General features: G+C 41.6%; 25 protein-coding genes. 6 read left to right on the top strand and 19 right to left on the bottom strand.

From position 1 onward, the window contains the following. Positions 1-108: 108 nt before the first annotated feature. The 5 genes from rnr to ACTJJQ_RS07715 form a co-directional block, all read right to left on the bottom strand. Positions 109-2,448 (bottom strand): ribonuclease R, encoded by a 2,340-nt coding sequence (gene rnr, locus ACTJJQ_RS07735; protein WP_046527453.1) that lies wholly within the window; start codon positions 2,446-2,448, stop codon positions 109-111. A 19-nt stretch (positions 2,449-2,467) separates the two neighbouring features. Continuing rightward, positions 2,468-3,214: an alpha/beta hydrolase gene (locus tag ACTJJQ_RS07730; protein ID WP_008347663.1), complete on the bottom strand. Its 747-nt coding sequence runs from the start codon at positions 3,212-3,214 to the stop codon at positions 2,468-2,470. 123 nt (positions 3,215-3,337) lie between these two features. Continuing rightward, the gene (gene secG / locus ACTJJQ_RS07725; RefSeq protein ID WP_003212746.1) at positions 3,338-3,571 is read right to left on the bottom strand and encodes a preprotein translocase subunit SecG; all 234 of its coding nucleotides are present in this window, start codon (positions 3,569-3,571) and stop codon (positions 3,338-3,340) included. Positions 3,572-3,758: 187 nt separating this feature from the next. Continuing rightward, positions 3,759-4,049 (bottom strand): AbrB/MazE/SpoVT family DNA-binding domain-containing protein, encoded by a 291-nt coding sequence (locus ACTJJQ_RS07720; RefSeq protein WP_008347666.1) that lies wholly within the window; start codon positions 4,047-4,049, stop codon positions 3,759-3,761. A 37-nt stretch (positions 4,050-4,086) separates the two neighbouring features. Further along, positions 4,087-4,320 carry a helix-turn-helix domain-containing protein gene (locus ACTJJQ_RS07715; protein WP_008347669.1) on the bottom strand — a complete coding sequence of 78 codons (234 nt, stop codon included), beginning with the start codon at positions 4,318-4,320 and terminating at the stop codon, positions 4,087-4,089. Positions 4,321-4,474: 154 nt separating this feature from the next. Between ACTJJQ_RS07715 and ACTJJQ_RS07710 the strand changes: the two genes are divergently transcribed. The 3 genes from ACTJJQ_RS07710 (at position 4,475) to ACTJJQ_RS07700 (ending at position 5,814) form a co-directional block, all read left to right on the top strand. After that, entirely contained in the window at positions 4,475-4,879 is a 405-nt protein-coding gene (locus ACTJJQ_RS07710) for a helix-turn-helix domain-containing protein (protein WP_007500204.1), read from the top strand. Positions 4,880-5,009: 130 nt separating this feature from the next. Then, a complete protein-coding gene (locus ACTJJQ_RS07705; protein WP_008347673.1) occupies positions 5,010-5,411 on the top strand; it encodes a helix-turn-helix domain-containing protein in 402 nt (133 codons plus the stop codon). A gap of 82 nt (positions 5,412-5,493) precedes the next feature. Beyond that, entirely contained in the window at positions 5,494-5,814 is a 321-nt protein-coding gene (locus tag ACTJJQ_RS07700; RefSeq protein WP_242731075.1) for a winged helix-turn-helix transcriptional regulator, read from the top strand. Positions 5,815-5,895: 81 nt separating this feature from the next. Here the strand turns inward: ACTJJQ_RS07700 and ACTJJQ_RS07695 are convergent, their stop codons facing one another. The 4 genes from ACTJJQ_RS07695 to ACTJJQ_RS07680 are packed head-to-tail and all read right to left on the bottom strand — an operon-like array spanning position 5,896 to position 9,353. Beyond that, positions 5,896-6,585, bottom strand: coding sequence for an ABC transporter permease (locus ACTJJQ_RS07695; protein WP_008347676.1), 690 nt, complete (start codon positions 6,583-6,585; stop codon positions 5,896-5,898). A 21-nt stretch (positions 6,586-6,606) separates the two neighbouring features. Then, positions 6,607-7,524: an osmoprotectant ABC transporter substrate-binding protein gene (locus ACTJJQ_RS07690; RefSeq protein WP_008347678.1), complete on the bottom strand. Its 918-nt coding sequence runs from the start codon at positions 7,522-7,524 to the stop codon at positions 6,607-6,609. 13 nt (positions 7,525-7,537) lie between these two features. Then, complete coding sequence (locus ACTJJQ_RS07685; protein ID WP_024719832.1) at positions 7,538-8,191, bottom strand: ABC transporter permease; 654 nt, start codon at positions 8,189-8,191, stop codon at positions 7,538-7,540. A 13-nt stretch (positions 8,192-8,204) separates the two neighbouring features. Continuing rightward, positions 8,205-9,353, bottom strand: a complete 1,149-nt coding sequence (locus ACTJJQ_RS07680) for a betaine/proline/choline family ABC transporter ATP-binding protein (RefSeq protein ID WP_113746972.1) — start codon at positions 9,351-9,353, stop codon at positions 8,205-8,207. Positions 9,354-9,622: 269 nt separating this feature from the next. On the opposite strand from ACTJJQ_RS07680, the gene ACTJJQ_RS07675 reads away from it, so the two are divergent. Continuing rightward, on the top strand, positions 9,623-10,159 hold the full coding sequence (locus tag ACTJJQ_RS07675; protein ID WP_017359221.1) for a GbsR/MarR family transcriptional regulator: 537 nt from the start codon (positions 9,623-9,625) through the stop codon (positions 10,157-10,159). 54 nt (positions 10,160-10,213) lie between these two features. On the opposite strand, the gene ACTJJQ_RS07670 is transcribed toward ACTJJQ_RS07675, so the two are convergent. After that, the gene (locus ACTJJQ_RS07670) at positions 10,214-10,849 is read right to left on the bottom strand and encodes a MarC family protein (protein WP_035389414.1); all 636 of its coding nucleotides are present in this window, start codon (positions 10,847-10,849) and stop codon (positions 10,214-10,216) included. A 118-nt stretch (positions 10,850-10,967) separates the two neighbouring features. Between ACTJJQ_RS07670 and ACTJJQ_RS07665 the strand changes: the two genes are divergently transcribed. Continuing rightward, on the top strand, positions 10,968-11,432 hold the full coding sequence (locus ACTJJQ_RS07665) for a hypothetical protein (RefSeq protein ID WP_025207987.1): 465 nt from the start codon (positions 10,968-10,970) through the stop codon (positions 11,430-11,432). A 15-nt stretch (positions 11,433-11,447) separates the two neighbouring features. Next, positions 11,448-11,912, top strand: a complete 465-nt coding sequence (locus tag ACTJJQ_RS07660) for a GNAT family N-acetyltransferase (protein ID WP_008347690.1) — start codon at positions 11,448-11,450, stop codon at positions 11,910-11,912. 21 nt (positions 11,913-11,933) lie between these two features. On the opposite strand, the gene ACTJJQ_RS07655 is transcribed toward ACTJJQ_RS07660, so the two are convergent. The 9 genes from ACTJJQ_RS07655 to ACTJJQ_RS07615 all read right to left on the bottom strand — a co-directional run bounded on the left by ACTJJQ_RS07655 (position 11,934) and on the right by ACTJJQ_RS07615 (position 20,150). Continuing rightward, positions 11,934-12,215 (bottom strand): hypothetical protein, encoded by a 282-nt coding sequence (locus ACTJJQ_RS07655; protein ID WP_008347692.1) that lies wholly within the window; start codon positions 12,213-12,215, stop codon positions 11,934-11,936. Further along, entirely contained in the window at positions 12,216-12,581 is a 366-nt protein-coding gene (locus tag ACTJJQ_RS07650) for a hypothetical protein (RefSeq protein WP_017368070.1), read from the bottom strand. Beyond that, entirely contained in the window at positions 12,578-13,975 is a 1,398-nt protein-coding gene (locus ACTJJQ_RS07645) for a hypothetical protein (protein WP_242731077.1), read from the bottom strand. The genes ACTJJQ_RS07650 and ACTJJQ_RS07645 overlap by 4 nt, the downstream gene beginning before the upstream one ends. Further along, positions 13,947-14,714: an ATP-binding cassette domain-containing protein gene (locus ACTJJQ_RS07640; protein ID WP_242731079.1), complete on the bottom strand. Its 768-nt coding sequence runs from the start codon at positions 14,712-14,714 to the stop codon at positions 13,947-13,949. Before ACTJJQ_RS07640 ends, ACTJJQ_RS07645 begins: the two co-directional genes overlap by 29 nt. Positions 14,715-14,773: 59 nt before the next feature. Next, a complete protein-coding gene (locus tag ACTJJQ_RS07635; RefSeq protein ID WP_008347702.1) occupies positions 14,774-15,043 on the bottom strand; it encodes a hypothetical protein in 270 nt (89 codons plus the stop codon). A gap of 280 nt (positions 15,044-15,323) precedes the next feature. After that, a complete protein-coding gene (gene eno, locus ACTJJQ_RS07630) occupies positions 15,324-16,616 on the bottom strand; it encodes a phosphopyruvate hydratase (RefSeq protein ID WP_003212752.1) in 1,293 nt (430 codons plus the stop codon). Positions 16,617-16,645: 29 nt separating this feature from the next. After that, entirely contained in the window at positions 16,646-18,181 is a 1,536-nt protein-coding gene (gene gpmI, locus ACTJJQ_RS07625) for a 2,3-bisphosphoglycerate-independent phosphoglycerate mutase (protein WP_017359214.1), read from the bottom strand. Beyond that, complete coding sequence (gene tpiA, locus ACTJJQ_RS07620) at positions 18,174-18,935, bottom strand: triose-phosphate isomerase (RefSeq protein ID WP_017359213.1); 762 nt, start codon at positions 18,933-18,935, stop codon at positions 18,174-18,176. The genes gpmI and tpiA overlap by 8 nt, the downstream gene beginning before the upstream one ends. A 30-nt stretch (positions 18,936-18,965) precedes the next feature. Beyond that, entirely contained in the window at positions 18,966-20,150 is a 1,185-nt protein-coding gene (locus tag ACTJJQ_RS07615) for a phosphoglycerate kinase (protein WP_017359212.1), read from the bottom strand. Positions 20,151-20,304 lie beyond the last annotated feature (154 nt).

Raw genomic sequence — 20,304 nt, 5'->3', positions numbered from 1 at the left:
GTCCAAATCGTACGGATTATTTTATCAAACAATCCAGCTTTCGACAATGCTGATGCCACGTGGTCAAAAAGCAAATAGAGCATGGTGCCCTATTTGCTTTTTGTCACGTTACTTTTTCTTTTTGCGCTTTTGTTTCGGTGCGTTATCAAAAACGCGTTTTTTCTTTTTCTTCTTTTTACGACCTGTGAACCAGTCGCCGCCTTTATCCTCTTTGCCTTTTTCCCCAGAGGCCTTTTGACCTCCGCGTCCTTTTTTGGCTGGTGGATCTGTCCGTTTTTTGAACTTGAAGTCTTTTGGTGATTTACGGCGAGTGCCTTTCATCCCGACGATTTCAAAATCAATGGAATGCTCATCTTTATTCACACTCACCACTTTCACAGTGATTTCGTCACCGATACGGTAGACATTCCCTGTACGTTCACCGATCATCGCAAAGTGCTGTTCATCAAAACGATAGTAGTCGTCAGTCATGTAGCTCACATGGACAAGACCTTCTATCGTATTCGGCAGTTCAACGAATAGTCCGAAATTCGTGACGGAACTAATCATACCATCAAACTCTTCACCGATTTTATCAAGCATATACTCTGCCTTTTTCAGGTCATCTGTTTCGCGCTCAGCATCAACAGAGCGGCGCTCCATTGTAGATGCATGATCTGCGATTTCTGGCAGCAATTGACCCCATTTTTCAAGGGTCGCTTCGTCTGTCTTTTTCTCTATTAAATAGGTTCTGATCAGCCTATGCACGATTAAATCCGGGTAACGGCGGATCGGTGATGTGAAGTGTGTATAGAATTCCGTTGATAATCCAAAATGGCCAATGCTTTCTGGATCATACTTCGCCTGTTTCATTGAGCGAAGCATCACAGTTTGAATCACGACTTCTTCCGGCTGATCACGGACGGCATCAAGTACACTTTGAAGAGCACGCGGGTGAATATTCGTTGACGTCCCTTTCACAATGTAACCAAACGTCGTCACGAACTCTAAAAAGCGCTGAAGCTTCTCAGGATTTGGTTCTTCGTGAATTCGGTAAATGAACGGAACATTCATCCAGTGGAAATGCTCGGCAACTGTTTCGTTTGCCACCAGCATGAATTCTTCAATTAATTTCTCTGCAACGGAACGCTCACGAATGACTACGTCTTTCGCTGCGCCTTCATCATCTACAAGCACCTTTGCTTCCTTGAAATCAAAGTCGACTGCTCCGCGCTCCATTCGCTTGTCACGCAGAATTTCTGCAAGCTTCTCCATCTCTTGGAACATTGGTACTAACGGCTCGTATTTGTCTAAAAGCTCTTCATCTTGGTCAACTAAAATCTTATTCACATCGGAATAGGTCATTCTTTCCGTCGTTTTGATCACACTTTGGAAAATTTCGTGTTTGACGACTTTCCCACTACGATCAATGATCATTTCACAAGAGAGTGTGAGACGATCAACCTTCGGATTCAATGAGCAAATGCCATTTGACAGGCGATGAGGAATCATTGGAATGACGCGGTCGACAAGATACACACTCGTTCCGCGCTCATAGGCTTCCTGATCAATCGGCGAATTCTCTGTAACATAATGAGAAACGTCTGCAATGTGCACGCCGAGCTTATATTTGCCATCATCGAGCTTTTGCACGGTTACAGCATCATCTAAGTCCTTTGCATCTGCACCGTCAATCGTCACGATCGTTTCATTGCGCAGATCACGTCTGCCTTCTAAGTCTTTTTCATCAATCGTTTCAGGTGTGTCTGCTGCCTGCTGGAGCGCTTCTTCCGGAAACTCACCTGGTAGACCGTGTTTATGAATAATCGATAAAATATCGATGCCAGGGTCATTTTTGTGACCGAGAATTTCCGTCACTTCACCTTCTGCGCTCATTCTACCTTCTGGATAGCTTGTCAGCGTGACAACGACTTTATGACCTTCAACCGCTCCGTTTTTAGCGGATTTCGGAATGAAGATATCGTTTGTGATTTTTTTATCATCAGGAATGACAAAACCAAAGCTTTTCGTTTCTGTATAGGTACCGACAACCGTCTGAGTATTACGCTCCAGAATACGGATGACCGTTCCTTCTTTTTTGGTGCCATTTGATTTGTGGCTGACACGAACCATGACGGTGTCTCCATTCATTGCTGTGCCTAGCTCATTTGGCGGAATGAAAATATCATCCTGTCCAAACTCTTCTGGTGTCACAAATGCAAATCCTTTTGCATGCGCAGACAGCTTCCCTTTTACCAAGTTCATTTTTTCCGGTACACCATAGCGGTCGCTGCGGGTACGGACGATCAGTCCCTGATCCTCTAATATCACAAGTGCTTTGACGAGCTCTTTATAATCATCTGGATTGGTAATTTCCATCATGACTTCTAATTCCTGTACCGTTAATGGTTTGTACGCCTCTTCTTGCATAAACGCAAGTAATTCATCCATAAATTCTTCTTTTTGCACACTCTAACCCCCTATATATTTAAATTGACCAATCGAGTGATTCTAAGAATGCATATACATCCTGATGAACCTTCTCCCGCTCTTTATCAAGCGTGATAACATGGCCCGATTCTTCATACCACTTTAAATGTTTTTCATCTGTCTCTACTTCGTTATAAATAATGTTTGCACTGTCTGTATTAATCATATGATCATGACGTGCCTGAACAACAAAAGTAGGTGAATAAATCATGTCAACATTGTTTCTGACATCTGCAATGAGTTCTTGAAGAGCCTTGAGTGTACCCATTGGTGTTTTCTTGAACTCTTCCATCTCTTGCTCAATTTGATCCTCTGACTTACCCTCGAATTTTTTATAGTTACGGGCATAATCTAGTACACCCTGGTACATGACTTCTTCACTTTTTATGTACATAGGTGCACACATAGGTACAATTCCCTTTACAGGTACAGTGTAACCTAATTTCAATGAAAAAACTCCTCCGAGGGATAGTCCGCAGACCGCAATTTCCTCATAACCTTCGTCTTTTAAAAATTGATAGCCTTCTTCTACATCTTTCCACCAATCTGTAGGACCTGTATGAACAAGCTCCTCTGGCGGTACACCGTGTCCTTTGTATTGAGGTGCATGGCATGTATAGCCTCTTTCATTCAAATAACGCCCAAGCATACGAACATCGGCTGTATTCCCAGTAAAACCGTGAAGAAGAAGCACCGCCTTTTCTCCACCTTTAAACGTAAATGGTTTTGGTGTAACAACTTTCATGATGTGACTTCCTTTCCTTCTGATATGGTTTATATTTTCCACTTGTATGTATGAACCAAACACAAAAGAGTGCTGATAATAAAAAAAGGTCTGAAAAAAGATCAGACCTTCTGTTACTCGCGCCTACACGCCTAAATATGCCAATGCAAGTGTTAAGATGAAGAAAAGCACTGACAAAATGACAGTTAATCGGTGAAGAATCAAGTCAAGACCTCTCGCTTTTTGCTTACCGAAAAGCTGCTCGGCTCCACCTGAAATAGCGCCTGACAGTCCTGCACTTTTACTTGATTGTAATAATACAACGATGATAAGTGCGATACTGACAATTACGAGTAATGTGATAACAAATGCGTGCATGAAAACACCTCCAGACAAACTGGTACACATAACTTTATTTTACATGAAAACAAGGTGCATGTCACGAAACATCAAAATAAAGATTTCCTATATATTGTCGACTTTATTTGTCATTTTGATTCAATTTCGCTCCAATGGATTGTATGCAGCATTTTTTATATGCAATTTTTGAGGTTAAAAAACGTTTTTAGCGAGTTGCTTCTTCTTTTAAGAGCTGTTTTAATTCTACTAACAACCGTTCAGCTCCTTCAGGACTCAGCACGACGTTACCATTTCCATAGCTTTTGTTGTATTTCGTTATTTGGCCAGTTAATAAGCAGCTCTTATCTGCATCATATTTTTTCAGCATAATGGTTTGATCTTCGATGAAAATTTCTAACAGCTGCTCTTCTTTTATATTGAGTACCTTTCGCATTTCTGAAGGCAGAACAATTCTGCCAAGCGAATCGATGTGTCTTACCATTCCAGTTCTTTTCAATGAAGCCGCCTCCTTAATGATCATACAATGATTTCATTCATTGACTTTTGTCAACATCTTCATAGTAAAATAAATCTTCAAATTTTTTATCAAAGTAATGAATCATTTTACCAATGACAAGCTGTCCTGGCTTCCGGTGACCATTCAATACCCTGCTGAGTGTGGCAGGAGAGATGCCAATTTCATCTGCGAGCTGATTTAAAGACATATCGTTTTCAATCATATACTGCATCACAAAAGCCCGCCTGATCTGAATCTTTTCGACCATCATTACAACCTCCTATAGGATCAATATGTACAACATGTAGGATTCTCACATCTCCCGGATTCATTAACTTATGTCAACACTTTTACGCCCTTTCTATTTCCTTTGGTCAATGATCATACTAAAATAAGTCATATACTGAAATGTGAGGTTCGATGACATGAATCACTTTGGTGAACAATTACGCATTTTAAGAGAGAATAGAAAGATGTCTGTCAATCAACTCGCCATGTATTCAGGCGTAAGCGCTGCCGGTATTTCTCGGATTGAGAATGGAAAGCGTGGTGTGCCAAAGCCTTTAACCATAAAAAAATTAGCACGCGCTTTGAAGGTGCCTTATGAGGATTTAATGCTGCTTGCCGGTTATATTGAACAGGAAAAAGTGCATGAAATGAAACCGAAATATGAATCCATATTAAAAATCTATCAAACGGCGCTTCAAAAGGATGTAGAACATCTCCCTATTTTCGATGGAGACCAATGGGAAACACTCACCGCACAAGACATCAGCCAGCTGAATCAATACTTTCTCACGCTCATTAACCAAAAAAAGGCGAACAAATAGCGGGGCATAAACATAAGATACATCCACCATTAACTAATGTCAATATTTTCATGGTACACTTATTGCCAATAGTCAACAAATCGAGTACACTAGAGATAACTAATCTTTAACCATGTGAGGTTTTGAGTTGATGAACTTCGGTGCATATTTAAGAGCATTACGTGAGAAAAGGAAACTATCGGTGAACCAATTAGCGATGTATTCAGAGGTCAGCGCTGCTGGTATTTCTCGGATTGAAAACGGGAAACGCGGCATTCCGAAACCTCCTACAATTAAAAAACTAGCAGGTGCATTAAAAGTACCTTATGAGGACATGATGCAGGCTGCAGGGTATATTGAAGAAGCATCTTCTGCCTATGTCATAAAGGAAGAAGAAACGGCTTTTACCCAAATAAAAGAAGCAGCAGAGCAATATGAACTTGATGATCTTGAAATATTTAATGGCGACATATGGTCCACCCTTTCTAAACATGAAATAGAGGATTTAAACCGCTATTTGTTATTTCTACTAAACAGCCGTTCGTCATCGTAAAATGTTTTGATCATTGACAAGCTTTTTGCGCCGATTTTTGACAGAATTACGGTATAATGGGTTCAGATTGGAGTGAAGAAAGATGAATCAATCTGATATGTGCCCACGGTTTGAAAAAGCAGTTGAGTTATTAAGTAAACGCTGGGTGGCACTGATTGTTTTTCAGCTTCTCTCAGGTTCGCAGCGCTTTAGTGAAATCGAAGCAGCTCTGACCAATTTAAGCGGAAGGGTTTTATCTGAGAGATTAAAAGAGCTGGAAGCAGCAGGCATTGTAAAACGGGAGGTTTTTGCTGAAACACCCGTGCGTATTGAGTATTCATTAACTGATATGGGGCGCTCACTTGCACCCGTTTTTGAGGAAATTACGAAGTGGTCCTCTGAATGGATCACACTTGAATCATAAATGTCTCCTGATGTGAGCCGCCTAATCATGATAAAAAAACCTCCCCTACAGATGTAGAGGAGGTTTTGTCTTTTCAAGCATTTATGCGGACGTCATGTTTTTTTCAGCTAACGCCTTGCTTTCTTTTTTCTTGTTGGTTGGGCTTAAATAGCGTTCAAGCCAGCCCATGACAAGGTCGGCAATAATGGCCATGAGCGCAGTTGGAATAGCACCTGCTAAAATAATGGCTGTTCCGTTTGTCGCGTTTGATCCTCTGATGATAATATCACCAAGTCCTCCAGCACCAACAAATGTCCCAATCGCTGTAATACCGATTGCGATCACAAGTGCGGTTCTTAAACCAGCCATAATGACAGATAAAGCAAGCGGTAATTCAACCATTCTCAGCACTTGCCATTTCGTCATACCCATCGCTTTCCCCGATTCTAAATAGGCATGCTCAATGCTGACAATACCTGTGTACGTGTTACGGATAATCGGCAGAAGCGAATACAAAAAGAGTGATAAGATGACTGTATTTGCGCCAAGTCCTAATACAAGCATCAACACAGAAAGCATCGCTAACGCTGGAATGGTTTGAATGACATTGGTTATTGCGAACACCCAATTGCTCAGTTTGCGGTAATGCGCCACAAAGATGCCGACTGGTATTCCGACAATTGCCGCAAATAATACCCCATACGCTGACATGAGGAAATGCCGGTAAAATTCTTCTAACACATATGAACCGTTCTGTTGATAATACGCCCATAATTGCTGCAGTGTGTCCATCAGCTCTGACACCTCCCAATCTTACTCAAAGTAATTGTGTTTCTTTAAAAAATCTCTCGCAACAGTCGCTGGTTCTTTTAGTTCTCCATCGACTTGATAATTGAGCTCTTGCATTTGTTCGGTATCGATTTTTCCAATCAACCTGTTGATCACCTTGTCCAGTCCTGGATTTTCTTTTAATACCTTCTCAGGGACAACTGGTGATGCATCGTATGGTGGGAAGAATCGTTTATCATCTTTTAAGATTTTGAGATTATACGCTTTGATCCGGCCATCTGTTGAATAGGCAAGCACAATATCCATTTTTTCATTTTTCAATGCGTCATAGACTAGACCGATCTGCATCGGAAAAGTGCTTCCAAATTCAATTCCGTATGTTTTCACAAACCCTTCGTAACCGTCACCTTTCTTTTTCAGCCAAATATTATCTACACCGAAGCGATAATTTTTGGCATTCTTTTTTAAATCAGAGACTGTTTCTAGGTTGTTTTCCTTCGCCATCTTCTGCGTCACAGCAAAGGCATACGTATTATCAAACCCATAGGAATCAAACCATTTGTAATCATAGCGTTTTTTGAATTCTTTCTGGACGATTTCCATTGCACGCTTTGGATCTTTTTCTGCATCCATTCCTAGCGTACTTGTTAAATCCGTGCCTGTATATCGTGTTGCCGAAATGTCGACATCACCGTTTTCCATTGCTTTTTGCTGCACCGTATTTGAGCCTAAATTCTTCACAATGGTTGTCTTTTTATCTGTGTAATGCTCAATGATGTCTCCCACCATATAGGCCATAATTTCTGATTCTGTAAAGTTTTGTGCACCGATTCGCAGCGTGCTCCCTGAAGAGCCGGCTAGTCCAGGAAGTGAACAGCCACTTATGAATAGCAAGCATCCGGCAAGCAGTGCACTGATCCATTTTGTTTTTCGATTCTTCACATGAGCCAACTCCTTATGAAACTTCCTTCAATCCTTTTAAGCCTTCTGGTGTTACTTTTTTCTCAAGCTTCATCAATGTAAGGTCAATGATGACTGCTAAAATAGTGACAGGGATCGCACCCGCAATAATGTATTCCGGCTGGTAAAGCTGAAGCCCAATTAAAATGTAGTCACCAAGACCGCCTCCACCGATAAAAGCAGCAAGTGTTGTCCACCCAATTAAATAAATCGTTGAGGTTCTGACCCCTGCCATAATGACCGGAACAGCAAGCGGCAGTTCCACAAGACGAATTTGTTCCCATGTCGTCATGCCAATCCCTTTACCAGATTCAAGCAAGTTTTTGTTCACACCTTGAACACCGGCATACGTATTTCTTAAAATAGGCAAAACGGAATAGAAAAATAGCGCAACGATCGCAGGTATTTTTCCAACTCCCAAAATAGGAATAAAAAATGCAAGAATCGCTAAACTAGGGAGTGTTTGAAAGATATTCACGATGCCGATGACAAAACCGGCGCCTCTTTTCATTCGTGTAAGAATGACGCCTAAAGGAACGGCCACGATAATGCCTAACACAACGGCAATTAAAGAAATGTATAAATGCTCCCACATTTTTGTGAGGAGTTCCCCACCATTTTTCTCAAGAAAATCGATGATTTGATCCATGTGTACACCTCCCTTAGTTCATTTCAGTGACAGCCTCCGGGGTATCTTCTCCCCAAATAGAGTCATATACGACATCTACAAGACTTGCACGTGTGACGATACCTTTTAAGTGCCCTTTTGCATCGACAACCGGTACATATTTAATGCCGCGTATTAAGATCTTTCGGACAGTATCTCTAAGAAGCGCACCTTCTTGTACTGTATAAAATTCTGTATTTAAAATATCGCCAACGAAGGCTGCTTTTCTGCGGTTTGCATCGATGGTTTCAATATCGATATAGCCTTTCAGCACATGATTTTCATCAACGACAAGCAGGGAATCAACCCGCTTTTCTCTCATAATAAAGATGGCATCTGTCAATGTTTTTTCGACGGTAATTGTGACTGGAGACGTGTTCATCATTTGTTCCACACGTTCCATATTCGGGTTTGACTGAAGTAGACGTTCTTTCCCGATGAATTCTTCTACGAATTCGTTCACAGGGTTACGTAAAATGTCATCTGGTGTGCCCACTTGGACAATCTCTCCATCTTTTAAAATGACAATGCGGTCTGCAAGTTTAATCGCTTCATCCATGTCATGTGTGACGAATACGATTGTTTTATTTAACGTTTTTTGCAGTTTCTTAAATTCTTCCTGCAATGAATCTCTTGTGATCGGGTCAAGTGCTCCAAATGGTTCATCCATCAGGATTAAAGGGGGTTCTGCTGCGAGTGCGCGAAGAACGCCGATACGCTGCTGCTGTCCTCCACTGAGTTCATGCGGGTAACGCTCTAAGTATTCCGGCCCCATGTCGACGAGTTTGAGCAATTCACGCGCTCGTTCTTTTCGTTTTTCTTCCGGCCACTTCAGCAGCTTCGGCACAAGGGAAATGTTTTGTTCGATGGTCATATGAGGGAAAAGTCCAATTTGCTGAATCACATAACCAATTTCTCTTCTTAATTGGACTGGATCTTTTTTCATAATGTTTTCTCCCTCGATCAATATGTTTCCTGAGGAAGGTTCAATCAGTCGGTTAATCATCTTCATGGTTGTCGTTTTACCACAGCCACTCGGTCCAATAAAACAAATAAATTCTCCTTTTGCTATTTCTAAATCAATATTTTTGACAGCTTTTTTTCCGCCTTTATACGTCTTAGATACATTCTCTAGTTTCAGCAAATGAGACACCTCCAATTAGTCGGATATATATTTTCAGAAAATTTACACCTTATTTATTATAGTGCAAACTTTATAAAATAAAAAGTTTACAATGTGTTTGTATTGCATAAGATTTATTTAAAATTTTCAGTTAACGGCCTGATATGTAGCGATCCCTCCTTTTTCCTCCAACTTACGAGCAAATACTCAATATTTATTGTTTTCATCAACAAACAGGTATATGATATATTGTGTTACAAATTGTCAGTCGTGAAGGGATGAAGCGGGGAATGGACAAGCAAGCGTTAGGCGCCATTCAAAAAGCACAGGATCATTATATTGAAAAAGCTGCCGAGAACATGAATGCCTTTGGTCTTTCTGCCACAGTGGGTAGAGTGCTTGGTATCATTCATATGAACCGTAAACCAATGACACTCGGTGAGCTCTCAGAGGCGACCGGCATGAGCAAAACAAGAATGAGTCAAGTCGTTCGAGAAATGCTTGATCTGAATATTGCTGAAAAGGTTTATGAAAAAGGAATACGCAAAGATTTATATGACGTTGAGCAAGATCAATATCAAACCTTTATTTCATTGTTTGCAGCCAATTGGTCACGTGTTGTCAGCAAAAATCGCAAGGCACATAAGAAGACATGCAAAGAATTGCTGGAGCTGCTTGAACAAGATGACCTGCCAGAAGAAACAGTAGATAAAATCAATCTTCTTCTTTCAGAAATCAAGGAAAGTCTCGATTATTATGACTGGATTAGCCGTTTAATTGAGTTCTTTGAAAGTGAAGAAGTATTTCAACATGTGCCAAAACCTTAAAAAAGCTGTTTTATTTTACAATTTTGTAGAAAAAAACAGCTTTTTTATATACACTTATGACATCAGCATTGGGAACATCCCTTTGATCCCTGCGCCAATCATCTCAACTGCCACAACAGCTAGAATCAATCCCATTAATCGTGTCACGACATTCATCTCTGTTTTCCCCATTTTTCGCATAATGAAACTTGAATAATGAAATGCATAATAGGTCATGGCAAGTACAACCACAATGCCAATAAGAATCGCAAGCAGATGAAGCGTTACTTGGTGGCTTCCTGGCGTTAAGCTCATGACAGTCGCAATTGTACCAGGTCCGGCAATGATCGGAATGGCGAGCGGGGTCACCGAAACATCGGCCTTCTCTTTGCTCTCTGCCTTTTCATCCGAATGAGGGTTTTGAACATGTGATTCTTTTGCATTCAGTAAATTGTAAGCGATACCAAAAATAAAAATACCTCCGGCGATACGGAGTGCATGGATATCAATGCCAAACAATTTGAAAATGAGCCTGCCTGCCAAAAGAAAGGCAATCAAAATCATAAAAGACACAACAATCGCTTTTTTGGCCGTCTGGGCGCGTTCTTTTTCTGAGTAGCCTTCTGTTAAAGTGATGAAAAGAGGCACGTTTCCAATGGGGTTTGAGACAGCAAATAGTGACACAATGACATGAATCATAAAGGAAATCAACAGACACCCTCCTTTTTTCATAGTGTCTGCTAATCTGATGCGAATATTCCCTTGTTCTGTTAAAACCTGGTTTGTTTTAACCGATGATAATAGAGGTTTAACGAAAGGGGAATAGAACATGAAAAAAAACATCACGATCATTGTCTTGTCTGTGATCATCCTAGGTGCAACTGGCTGGATTGTGTGGCAGCAGCAGTCGCTCACCGCATCAGAGAATAAACACCAGCAAGAAATGAGAAAGAATGATGAGCAGCTGACACAATTAAAGTCAGAAGGAACGGATATGAAAGATGAAATGGATGGTCAAAAAAAGGAATTGTCCACCGTCACAAACAAGCTGAAGAAAGAAAAGAAGGCGCATCAAAAAGAAATCAAACAACGTAAAGCGCTTGAATTGAAAATAGACCAGCTTCAAAAAGAACTGGCAGCAGCGAAAGCAACGGCTCAAGCGAATAAGCAGGCAGCACAAACGACTAGGAAAGCAACTGTCAAAAAAGACCCAAATGTCACCCATCATCCTCCTTCTCAATGGGTGCAGGATCAATATGATTGGGGTGTTAAACAAGGGTATATCAAAGAATAGAGAGGATGAAATGATTTGATACAGATTCGGACATTGTCTCATGATCAATCTGTTCCTATGGATCTTTTACTATTAGCTGACCCTTCAACTGAAAAAGTCCTTGCCTATGTACAATCTGGTTCTTGTTATGTTGCTTTTCATAAACAGGACATGATTGGTGTGTATGTTCTGACGCCTCTGTCTCAGCAGACAGTGGAAATCATGAATGTCGCCGTGAAGGAGTCATGGCAAGGTAGAGGAATTGGGAAGCAGCTGATCCGCCATGCTATTTCAGAAGCCAAGGCAGCTGGCTTTCATACAATTGAAATTGGCACAGGCAACTCTAGTATTCAGCAGCTCGCCCTTTATCAAAAATGCGGTTTTCGTATGGCGTCTATCGATCACGATTTCTTTCTGAAGCACTATGATGAACCGATTTATGAGAACGGTATTCAGTGTATGGATATGGTGCGGTTGTCACTCGTTCTTCAAGCAGACTGACTTCATTCAGCCTGCTTTTTTTTATGTTCTGCTCTTTTTCACTGCATGAATCACATATTGAATCAAGAAGTAGAGAGCGGCACCCGCTAAAAAACAGACCACGCACCCAAAGAGCGTTGCCTCTGAGCTGAATTGATACTGTTCAATTTTCATGATATAAAATGGCATACCAAAGAGAGTTGGACTTGATTCAACATGATGAACCTCTAGCAGCATTAAAAATACTGGCGTCATAAACACAGCAAACACATAAAGCATCGCAAGCGTTAAGCCGCTAGAAAACGAATGAAATACTTTAACCATTTAGTTCTCTCCTTTCATCTCTTTTAAACTGGTGATGATATTTTTCCCGTCTGGGCAAGCTGGATGCAGCATCACTGTATTTAATAAAGAAAAAAGCAGCAATGGATGCGTCAATGGATGCCTCCACATGAAGAAAAGCACACCCGAGCAGATCACTGGAAACACAGGACCTGCAAGTGCCACCATCACATTAAAACCCGGCCGTGAAAATTTCTCATGGACAATCGACACGTGCTTCCAATCGATCATCACCACATAATCAAAGATGGGTCTTTTTTGAATTTTGTTGCACACCATCACCATCAGGATATGACCGAGTTCATGAATGAGCACAACTGCTATTAAGCAAAATAAAAGCGTCATCATCGCACAATCGGCCTCTTTAGCATGGCAGCATATATGAAGATGAAGAATGCGGCTGAACAAGCCATATAGGCAGTTGAGAGCCGCTGGATATTTGCTGAAAGCCACTGGACTAAAAGCATATCCAACATACTGAACACAGCAATCATCATCACGATCACAAACAGTTTATTAAATTCACTAATCTTCACGACAAACCCGACACATGCCGCCATGACAGTGATCAATAAAATGGACAAACTCGCCAAACCGTGCCCTTCACTTTCGACCCCTATCATGAAATAAGCAAGCCCGATATAGACAAAATAAATCAATATATTCATTGTGTAATAAAATAAAATTCTTGATAATAAATAGGCACCCTTTGATGTATTTAACATAAAAATGGCTCGCTGATGGAGATGATATTCCCTGCCAATCATCAGAGGAAGCATAATAAGGATCTCCTTTAAGGCAAACTGCACAATAAAAGCATACAGCCAGCCAGTCTCTGCCGGAGTAAAGATCAATGGGAGACCTATCGTGAAACAGACAAGAAACAGGAACAAAATACCTTGTTCTTTAAACACAGCTGATCGGCTAAAATAAACAAGCTCCTGCCGCAGATGTGTGAAAAATGAAGAATCCGATCTGATTTTTTGGTAAGAAAACGACTTCACCTCTACCTTTAGCTGCAAAAACATCCGATTGACATAACAAGCCGCCAAGCCCTTCAGCCAAAACCACCCTGCACATAGAAAGATCATCAGAAATACAAGATAGATAGACGGCCATACGTGAATCATCTCAACCGCTTTTTGAAAAAGGAGAAACACGAAAGCACCAAGCGTCACAAATCCGAGCGTTTGTAGCAGTAAATGCTCTTTTGTTTTTGATATAAAATGGCTCACACCAATGCGTATCAGCATCCAAGAAGCAAGCGTACAGAGCGCCAATCCACAGCAAGTGATCCCTACCACAATGATCCAATACAAAGATAGTGTAACGCCGCTAATGATCAGTCCTAATAGGATGGGTAAAAAAAGCAGACCAAGCATGATGAAACAAAACAGCACTGGAAAGAAATACACACAAAGGACAAATGAGACACTTTGCATCGCACTATTCAAAAAGAAGAACTGATACTCTTGACGCTTCATTTTATGACGGGAAAAGACAATACCTGCTCCCAAAAGCAGCAGGGTCATTTTCACAAATTGAAGGTATAAAGCAACTGGTTCGTTCTCCCCTACTTGCATAAAAAAACGCAGGCTCATGACAACGTATATGGCGTAGATCAGCAACATAAAAACGGCTGCGGCGAGAAGCTGCAAAGGATATTTTTTGCCGAGCTGCTTGATTTTCGTTGTGAGCATGCCCCATTCTATTTTATGAAGAACGTGTCGTGTCCAAGTCATTGAGCAACCTCTCCACCTGCATATAGTAATCTTGATTCACTTCTTTATAAATATCCTCAAGTGCTTGATGAGGAAATGTTTTGTTTGTTTCTTGACGTGACATATCCAGCTTGATATCACCGTTTCTTAAGATCATGAGGTGATCATACAATGTCTCACCAAAGCTCAAATGATGGGTTGAAATGAGGATGCCTGCCCCTTGATCTCTCAGCTTCATGAGCACCTTTTTTAAGATGATCATCATATCTGGATCAAGTCCATTTGTTGGCTCGTCGAATACATAATAATCACAAGGCCTAAGGAGCTGTGAAATGATTTGGGTTTTCTTTTGATTGCCATGAGACAGCTGGGCAATTGGCTGATCCATATAAGGTCTCAGCTCAAAAAGATCGATGAATGTCTCTTCTCGAGGTCCATTTAATTTATCTGGAAGCTGGAGTAAATGGAAATATTCTCTCGGCGTTAAATAATCAAACAAAGCATGATCATCAGGAATATAGGAAACATGTTCTTTCAAAAAGGAGATATGTGCTGAGGATTGAAAATTCAGCTGTTTACCATCTAAAGAGACAACCCCCTTAAATGGTGTCAGTCCAAACATAGACTGAATCATCGTGGTTTTTCCTGCACCATTATGCCCCAAAAGCAGAAGCATACGTCCTTTCTCTACATTTAACTGAATATCGCGGAGAGAAAAGGTGCGGCTATACGTTTTTTCTGTTAAGTGTAATGTCAGCATCATGTCCCTCCATTTATTTTAGATAGAACAGATGACCCCGCATCTGTTCTCACCATTTGTTAGAAGCCGCATTTGATTTTAATATACAGGCCTAAAAACTTGAACTCTCCTAAAAATTTCGAGCCTTTTCCAAATGTTTTGCATGCCCAAATCAAAGCGGCAGCTGTCACAATGCCTAAGATAGCGGCAAGGACATAAATCCAAAATGCATTTTTCTGTACGTTCTTAGAAGTTAGAATTCGTTGCTTCCTTTCATCATATGCCGCCAGTAGGTGAAGGACATACATGTACACGCCTACTGGAAAACGAAGGCTAAAAGGATTCAGCATCTCATCACCCCCTAATATATGTAAAATGATACCACCCCCATGCAAATAGCATAAGTTCAATTCAGATCATATTTTTAGTAGAGTTTTCATGATTTATTGCTTATAAATCGTCAAGTTCATCGTTTTTCCTCTGACTGAAGGATGATTTTTTACAAAAATAGGATATGACAAAGGAAGCAGAGCCTATTCGCTTGAGCCAGCTTTGCGTCTTTTTTTCAACATAAAAAAAGCGCTGCGATACGCTCTTTTCAAAAGAGCGCACGCAGCGCGTTACTTTACATTACTTATTCAAGTTGTAGAATGTAGCAATGCCGTGGTATTGAGCTGTTTCAGCCAATTGATCTTCGATGCGAAGTAATTGGTTGTATTTCGCCACACGGTCCGTACGAGACGGAGCACCTGTTTTGATTTGTCCAGCGTTAGTTGCAACAGCGATGTCTGCAATTGTGCTGTCTTCTGTTTCACCAGAACGGTGAGAGATAACAGCTGTATAGCCTGCACGTTTCGCCATTTCGATTGCATCAAATGTTTCAGTTAATGTACCGATTTGGTTTACTTTGATGAGGATTGAGTTACCAACGCCGTTTTTGATTCCTTCAGAAAGCTTCTTCGTATTTGTTACGAACAAGTCGTCTCCTACTAGCTGAACCTTGCTGCCAAGACGCTCAGTTAATAGTTTGTGACCTTCCCAGTCGTTTTCATCAAGACCGTCTTCGATTGAGATGATTGGGTATTTCGATACCATATCTTCATACCAGTCAACCATTTCAGCAGATGTTTTCACAACACCTTCACCTGATAAATGATATTTACCGTCTTCTTTGTTATAGAACTCAGAAGATGCAGCATCCATCGCAAGTTTCACTTCTTCACCTGGTTTGAAACCAGCTTTTTCAATCGCTTCTACGATTGTTTGAAGTGCTTCTTCGTTAGAACCAAGGTTTGGAGCGAATCCACCTTCGTCACCTACAGCTGTGTTTAAGCCTTTTGCGCTTAATACAGATTTCAGGCTATGGAAGATTTGTGCGCCCATGCGAAGTGCTTCACGGAAGTTTGGAGCACCTACAGGCATAATCATGAATTCTTGAATGTCTACGTTGTTATCCGCATGCTCTCCACCGTTGACGATGTTCATCATCGGTACTGGAAGCGTTTTGGAGTTGAATCCACCAAGGTATTGATAAAGTGGAATTTGTAAGAAATCAGCAGCCGCACGTGCTACAGCGATAGATACGCCAAGGATTGCGTTTGCACCTAATTTCCCTTTGTTTTCTGTTCCGTCAAGTTCGATTAACATTTTGTCGATCGCTACTTGTTCTGTTACATCAAAGCCTAAAAGCTCTGGTGCAATGATTTCGTTTACGTTGTTTACAGCTGTCAAAACACCTTTTCCAAGGTAACGGTCTTTGTCTCCGTCACGTAGTTCTACTGCTTCATATTCACCAGTAGAAGCACCACTTGGTACTAGTGCACGGCCAAAGCCGCCAGATTCTGTGTAAACTTCTACTTCAACTGTTGGGTTACCGCGAGAGTCTAATACTTCGCGTGCATATACGTCAACAATGTATGGCATCGTTATTTCTCTCCTTTTGAATCAATTTGTTATTTTTGAATCAATGATGTTCCTGTCATCTCTTTTGGTTTTTCAAGTCCAAGTAAGTCTAAAAGCGTTGGAGATAGATCAGCTAAAATGCCGCCTTCTCTAAGCGTCGCACCTTTTTTCGTTACGATGACTGGCACAGGATTCGTTGTATGTGCAGTATGCGGCTTTCCTTCTTCGGTAATGAGCACGTCTGCGTTACCGTGGTCTGCCGTGATGATGGCGTGTCCGCCTTTTGCAAGGATTGCGTCGACTACAGCTCCTAAGCACTCATCTACTGCTTCAATGGCTTTGATTGTTGGCTCAAGCATACCTGAATGCCCCACCATATCTGGGTTAGCAAAGTTCAGAATGATCGCATCATGCTTATCCGCATTGATGTCTGCAACAAGCGCATCCTTTACCTCATAAGCGCTCATTTCTGGCTTGAGGTCATAGGTTGCGACATCTGGTGAATTGATTAAGATGCGGTCTTCTCCAGGAAATTCTTCTTCACGTCCACCACTCATAAAGAACGTCACGTGAGGATATTTCTCTGTTTCAGCAATCCGCAGCTGCTTCAATCCATTTTGAGAAAGTACTTCTCCTACTGTGTTATCCAAATTCACTGGTTTGAAAGCCACATAGCCATCTACCGTTTCACTGAAGTGTGTAAAGCAGACGAAGTGTAAATCCTTCGGATGTGCTTCCCCGCGGTCAAACGAGCGGAAATCTTCATTTGTGAATGTGTTTGAAATTTGAATCGCACGGTCTGGACGGAAGTTATAGAAAATCACAGAGTCGCCGTCGTTTACTTTTGCAACCGGCTCACCATTTTCTCTCGTAATGACAGATGGAATAACAAACTCATCGTAGATTCCATTTTCATAGGAGTCATCAACGACATCATAGATGTTTTGATAACTTGGGCCTTCACCATACGCCATCGCGCGATATGCTTTCTCCACACGATCCCAGCGCTTGTCACGGTCCATTGAGTAATAGCGTCCAGAAAGTGTTGCCACTTCTCCGACACCGATTTCTTTGATTTGTTCTTCAAGCTGTTTTAAGTACACTTTCGCTGTCTTCTGACCAACATCACGTCCGTCTAAGAAGCCGTGAATGTATACTTTTGTTAAGCCTTCTTTTTTCGCTAGTTTCAGCAAGGCAAAAAGATGCTGGATGTGGCTATGCACACCGCCGTCTGACAAGAGACCGAATAGATGAAGGGCCTTGTCATTTTCTTTTGCATAAGTCATTGCATCTAGGAACGTTTCGTTTTTCTCAAATTCCCCATCACGAATGGCCACATTCACTCTTGTTAAGCTTTGGTACACGATGCGTCCTGCACCGATGTTCAAATGCCCAACTTCAGAGTTCCCCATTTGACCTTCTGGGAGGCCCACTGCCTCACCTGAAGCCGTTAAGGTTTGATGCGGGAATTCGTTCCAGTAGCGGTCGAAGTTCGGTTTCTTTGCTTGGGCAACAGCGTTACCGACTGTTTCGCCTCTTAAACCGAATCCATCTAAGATGATTAATGCAGCTGGTTTCTTACTCATATTGACCTTCCTCCAATAATTGAACGAAAGACTGAGGTTCTAAGCTTGCGCCGCCTACCAAAGCACCGTCAATATCGGATTCTGCCATATATTCTTTAATATTCGCAGGTTTCACGCTTCCGCCATACTGAATGCGAAGGCTGTCTGCCGCTTCTTGACCAAATTCGCTTGCAACCGTTTGGCGAATGTGCGCACAAACATCGTTTGCATCTTTCGCTGTAGAAGATTTACCTGTACCGATCGCCCAGATTGGCTCATAGGCAATGACAGATTCAGCGACTTGCTGCTTCGTTAAACCAGCTAGTGCTTTCTTCACTTGATCAGCGACAAGTTCGTTTGTTTTGCCTGCTTCACGTTCTTCAAGCGTTTCACCTACACAGATGATTGGAACGATGCCATGCTTGAATGCAGCATGTGCTTTTTTGTTCACTGTTTCATCTGTTTCAGCGAAGAATTCGCGGCGCTCTGAATGACCGATCACTGAGTAGCCGATGCCAAGATCTTTAAGCGCAGCAGGGCTGATTTCGCCAGTGAATGCACCGTTTTCTTCAAAGTGCATGTTTTGCGCACCAATTTTAAGGTCTGTTCCGTTAGAAAGACTGTTCAGCTTTTCAAGGAAAAGGGCTGGTGCACAGACAATAGATTCCACTTTGTCAGGAGATGGAATAGATGACTTGACTTCTTCAACGAAGCTTACAGCTTCACCAAGTGTTTTGTTCATCTTCCAGTTCCCAGCTATAATTGGTTTTCTCATGATTGACACTTCCTTATAGCAGTTTTGGTCTTATTTATCGTTTAATGCAGTCACACCTGGAAGTTCTTTGCCTTCCATAAATTCAAGTGAAGCGCCGCCGCCTGTAGAAATATGGCTCATCTGATCGGCAAGACCAAATTTCTCAACAGCTGCTGCTGAATCTCCACCGCCAATGACAGAATATGTATCTTTCGCTTCTGCCAGTGCTTCTGCGATTGCTTTTGTTCCTTTAGCGAATGCATCGATTTCAAATACACCCATTGGTCCGTTCCAGACAACAAGTTTGCTGTTTTTAATGACATCAGCATACTTCTCTCTTGTCTCTGTACCAATATCAAGTGCTTCTAGATCACTTGGAATTTCAGAGATTGGCACAATGCTTGTATTCGCATCATTTGAAAAGTCGTCGGCTACCAGAACATCTGTTGGAATCAGGAAGTTCACGCCTTTTTCTTTTGCACGGTCCATAAAGGATTTCGCTAAATCTACTTTGTCTTCTTCTAATAGAGATTTTCCTACTTCGTGGCCAAGTGCTTTGACAAATGTATAAGCAAGTCCGCCGCCGATGATCAGGTTGTCCACTTTATCAAGAAGACTTTCAATTACACCGATTTTATCCTTTACTTTTGCGCCACCGATAATCGCTGTAAATGGGCGATCAGGGTTTGAAATGGCTTTCCCTAGAACCTCAAGCTCTTTTTGCATGAGGAAGCCTGAAACAGCCGGAAGATACGCTGCAATACCAGCTGTGGATGCATGTGCACGGTGTGCAGCACCGAACGCATCATTGACATACACATCGGCTAAATCAGCAAACGCTTTTGATAATTCAGGATCGTTCTTTTCTTCACCAGGATAGAAACGAACGTTTTCAAGCACTAGCACATCTCCTTCTTTTAAGTCAGAGATTTGCTTTTTCACGTTGTCGCCGTAAGCTTCATCTGCTTTTTTCACTTCTTGTCCAAGAAGCTCTTGCAGACGTTTTGCTACAGGTGTCAGACGCAGTTCTTCAGTAACTTGACCTTTCGGACGACCCAAATGACTAGCTAGTAGTACCTTTGCGCCTTGTCCTGTTAAATACTCAATCGTTGGTAATGCTGCGCGAATACGAGTATCATCCGTCACTTTTCCGTCCTTCATTGGAACGTTAAAATCTACGCGGCAGAACACAACTTTACCTTTTACGTCAATGTCTTTTACTGATTTCTTATTCATGCTCGTCAGGAGATCCTCCTTTATTCTGGTTTCCTTACGCATTGGACAAGTCTCTCTTTATCCTTTTCCCATTTTGCCCTCATCAAAACGAGAAATCGTGCAGAACGGATAAATACAGAGAAAAAGGGAAAGGGATGCTTCCCCTTCCCTTGTC

Source organism: Bacillus sp. 22483, from assembly GCF_052044605.1.
GTDB classification, from domain to species: Bacteria; Bacillota; Bacilli; order Bacillales; family Bacillaceae; genus Bacillus; species Bacillus altitudinis.
The sequence above is the reverse complement of the archived record's forward strand: the minus strand, read 5'-3'. Positions and strand labels throughout refer to the sequence as shown.